Origin of the sequence: Moraxella pluranimalium, assembly GCF_002014825.1 — a bacterium.
GTDB classification, from domain to species: Bacteria; Pseudomonadota; Gammaproteobacteria; order Pseudomonadales; family Moraxellaceae; genus Moraxella; species Moraxella pluranimalium.
Genome location: NZ_MUYU01000004.1, coordinates 1 through 672, shown reverse-complemented (window position 1 = coordinate 672; position 672 = coordinate 1). Strand labels below are relative to the sequence as shown.

Here is a 672-nt window from a genome sequence, read left to right as displayed (position 1 = left end):
TGTCAGCCTTGGCAAGCTGCTTTAGATGATAATAGAATGTTGCTCGTGCAACACCAAGATAAGTCAGCAATTGTTTTAGTGGATAAATCTGCCTTAGCTCGTCAATCACTGTGATTTTATTGATGATGATTTGCTTTTTCTTTGCTGACGTTCCAAGGCTTCTAACTTTTTTAAGATATCAAGCTCCATGCGTAAGTGTTGTAATTCAGCAATCAATTCAGCATGGGTTTTTTGCTCATCAGGTTTGGATGTTTGGCTTGCTTTGTTGGTCTTTAGCATAGATTGCCTGCCTTTAGGTTTAGGAGTAAGCCCCATGATACCATGAGTTTGATAAGCTTTTAACCATTGAAACAGTACACTTGGGCTACTGATGTTTAATTTGGTAGCAACTGTTGACATGGATTTACCAGAGAGTAGTTGTAATACTGCTGTGTGTTTAAATTCTGGTGAATAACTGGTTTTGCTGTTTCTGATACGAATACCATCAATACCATGAGTTTGGTAGAGTCTCACCCAGTTTTGGACAATAGAGCGTTTAATACCAAAAGAGTTGGCTGTGCTGTGGTAACTATGTCCTGAGAAATAATGATCAATGACTTTAAGTTTAAAGTCTATTGTGTATTTGGTCATAAAAACACCCCAAAGGTTGTCTAACTTTTGGGGTGCGGTTCA

Annotated in this window: 1 protein-coding gene; it reads right to left on the bottom strand. The window is 38.2% G+C overall.

All coding sequences use genetic code 11. The features are described from left to right. Positions 1–105 precede the first annotated feature (105 nt). Entirely contained in the window at positions 106–630 is a 525-nt protein-coding gene (locus tag B0680_RS00555) for a helix-turn-helix domain-containing protein (RefSeq protein ID WP_078253111.1), read from the bottom strand. Between the last annotated feature and the right edge of the window lie 42 nt (positions 631–672).

Excerpts from the sequence above, each read along its gene's own strand:
- B0680_RS00555 (WP_078253111.1), bottom strand. The coding sequence starts at position 630 with ATGACCAAATACACAATAGACTTTAAACTTAAAGTCATTGATCATTAT.